The organism is Kitasatospora sp. NPDC049258, from assembly GCF_040678895.1.
Lineage (GTDB): Bacteria > Actinomycetota > Actinomycetes > Streptomycetales > Streptomycetaceae > Kitasatospora.
In genome coordinates this window covers 1-2,390 of the sequence record NZ_JBFAQT010000099.1, presented here as the reverse complement: position 1 = coordinate 2,390, position 2,390 = coordinate 1, and the positions used below count along the sequence as shown (strand labels likewise).

At 77.4% G+C, this 2,390-nt stretch carries 3 protein-coding genes and 2 pseudogenes; 1 reads left to right on the top strand and 4 read right to left on the bottom strand.

Annotated features, from left to right (window positions below; genetic code table 11):
• Positions 1 to 96: 96 nt before the first annotated feature.
• The 4 genes and pseudogenes from AB0K43_RS31350 to AB0K43_RS31335 form a co-directional block, all read right to left on the bottom strand.
• A pseudogene (locus tag AB0K43_RS31350) lies at positions 97 to 543 on the bottom strand (DUF309 domain-containing protein); the annotation flags it as partial.
• Positions 544 to 576: 33 nt separating this feature from the next.
• Positions 577 to 840 carry a hypothetical protein gene (locus AB0K43_RS31345; protein ID WP_363645802.1) on the bottom strand — a complete coding sequence of 88 codons (264 nt, stop codon included), beginning with the start codon at positions 838 to 840 and terminating at the stop codon, positions 577 to 579.
• A 38-nt stretch (positions 841 to 878) separates the two neighbouring features.
• Positions 879 to 1,511, bottom strand: coding sequence for a response regulator transcription factor (locus tag AB0K43_RS31340; protein WP_363645800.1), 633 nt, complete (start codon positions 1,509 to 1,511; stop codon positions 879 to 881).
• A gap of 164 nt (positions 1,512 to 1,675) precedes the next feature.
• The gene (locus AB0K43_RS31335; RefSeq protein WP_363645798.1) at positions 1,676 to 2,296 is read right to left on the bottom strand and encodes a hypothetical protein; all 621 of its coding nucleotides are present in this window, start codon (positions 2,294 to 2,296) and stop codon (positions 1,676 to 1,678) included.
• A gap of 1 nt (position 2,297) precedes the next feature.
• Between AB0K43_RS31335 and AB0K43_RS31330 the strand changes: the two are divergent.
• Positions 2,298 to 2,390 (top strand): annotated as a pseudogene (locus AB0K43_RS31330) (4-amino-4-deoxychorismate lyase); the annotation flags it as partial.

The following is a 2,390-nucleotide window of genomic DNA, read 5'->3' as shown; positions in this document are numbered from 1 at the left end:
CACCCGGGCCGCCGGGCACGGGCGCCTCGCCCAGGACCTGGCCGGCGCACCGGAACTCCTGCGCCGCTACGAGCACGGGAGCCCCCCGGGCCGGGTCGCGTTGCCACGGGCCGCGTGGGTCAGGCCGACGGCGTACTGGGCGAGCGCCCGCCACAGCGCCCGCTCGGGCTGCGGGGCGGACTTCCAGCTGTCCTCCAGCACTTCGTGGGCGTGGAACGGGCGGCCCGCGTCGAGCAGCCGCTGGGCCTCGGCGAGCGCCTGCCCGGGTGCGCGGAGCACGCCCTCGGGCTGCCGCTCCACCCCGGCCCGCCCGTACGGCAGCGGGCGCCCGAGACCGTCCCGCGGCCGGCTGTTGCGGGCCCGCCCGGCGGCGTCCCGGTCGCGGTCGGGGCGCCGGACGGGGCGCTCGACGGCCTCGTCCGGGACGGCACCGCAGTGCTCGCAGGCGGTCGGGCCGGGGCGTTCGCGCAGCCGTCCGCACTCCTCGCAGACCCGCTCCAGCCAGCAGGCCGGGTCACCGCCCTCGTCCACCGCATCGCTCATGGCCCGATTCTCCCCCGCCCGCCGTCGGGGAGCTCAGGTGGCCATGCTCCGGGCGTCGCGCGGGGCGCAGCCGGGGCAGCCGCCGCGCGGGTCCACCCGGTAGCGCGCGGCGTAGTGGACGGCGGCGGTGCGCGGCCGGGCCAGGGGTGTCGCGGCCGGTGGTACGGACCGGTCGGCGGGCCCGGCCGCGGCGGACGGCAGCGCGAGCGGCGGCGCGGACGGCAGCGCGAGCGGCAGGGTGACGGCGAGCAGGGTGACGGCGGCGGTGACGGCGGCCGGTGCTATGCGGTGCGACAACGTGCTTGATCCTCGGTCCGGTTCGGCGTCGGCGCGGCTCAGATGATGCCGGCGCGCAGGGCGTAGGCGACGGTGTGCGCCCGGTTGTGCAGGTTCAGCCGGCTCATGGCGCCGTGGATGATGTTCTTGATGGTGCGTTCGGAGTAGTTCAGCCGCTCGGCGATCGAGGCCGTCTCCAGCCCCTCGGCGATCAGCCGGATCACCTCGACCTCGCGGCTCTCCAGCGGGGAGGTGGTCAGCCCGTTCGGCGCGAGCACGTCGTGCTGGATCGCCCGGACCCACTCGATCAGCCAGGCCACCGCCCGGCCGGGCAGCTCGGCGTGCCCGTCGCGCAGCCCGAGCACCGCGCGCAGCAGCCGTTCGGGGGCCGCGTCGCGGCGCGGGATCACGCTCAGCACACCGGAGTTGACGGCCCGCAGCAGGTGCTGCTCACGCACCATCTCGCCGACCACCACCATCCGCATGCCGGGGTTGGTGGTCTCCCGGCCGGTCCGCTCCAGGCAGGCGAGGGTCTCCTCGGTGACCTCGCCGGTGAGCACCAGGACGACGTCCGCCTCCTCCCGGCGGTCGGCCGGGAGGAGGGTCAGCGCGGGGCAGTGCCGCAGCATCGCCGCGACCCCCGCGCTGGAGATGGGGTCGCCCGACAGGACGGCGACTGAGACGGTGTCCACGATTCTCCTGCTCTCCGCTGCCGGCCGTGCTCCGGCCGGCGTCATCGCCCGGCGGGAAGCCTGGTCCGGGCCCGTCCACGGTAGGCAGCGGCGTGCGGCGAAGGCATTACGGTGCCGACCGAAAGATCATCCGGTGGCCGGGCACCGGGGCCGCCGACCCCGGCTCAGGACCGGCGGGCGCCGCGGCGGGCCGGGTGGCGCGGGGGCCGGTGCCGCAGGGCCGGCGCCGGCCCGATCCTGGCCAGGTCGGCGGCCAGGCCGTGAAGCCAGGCGTCGGTGTCGAACAGTGCCGGCAGCACCCCGACGGAGCTGCTCGCACCGGCCGGGGCGGGTGCCCCGGGACTCGGCTCGGCCGGTTCGGGCTCGACACCGAACCGCTCACCGGCCAGCCGGTACTGCCGGGCCACCTTCTCGGCCCGGCGCATGATCCAGGCACCCGCGGCCGGACCGGGCGCCGCCGCGCCGGGCAGCTGGTGCGGGGCCAGCAGCCGCCGGCCGCCGCGCAGCGCGTGGTGGCCCGCGATCAGCGCCGCCTGCCAGTCGGTGCCGCTCGGTGCGCCGTCCCGCGGCTCGCTCTGGTACTGGACGTAGGTGGTCTGCGCCATGATCAGCGCGTGCAGCAGCCGCAGGTCCAGCGGCCCGGGCCCGTGGCAGCCGGCGGCGACCGCGGCGGCGGTGGCCGTGACCGTGTCGGCGACGGCCTGCAGCACGAGGCCGACGTCCCGGCGCAGCTCGTCACGGGCGCCGCGCGGCCAGGCCAGCAGGCCGATGGCCAGGCCGATCACCCAGGAGCGGGACCTCCCCTTCGAGGCGCTCCTGGCGGCCGAGGAGGTCTTCCTGACCTCCACGCTGCGCGACGTCCAGGCGGTCGTCCGGATC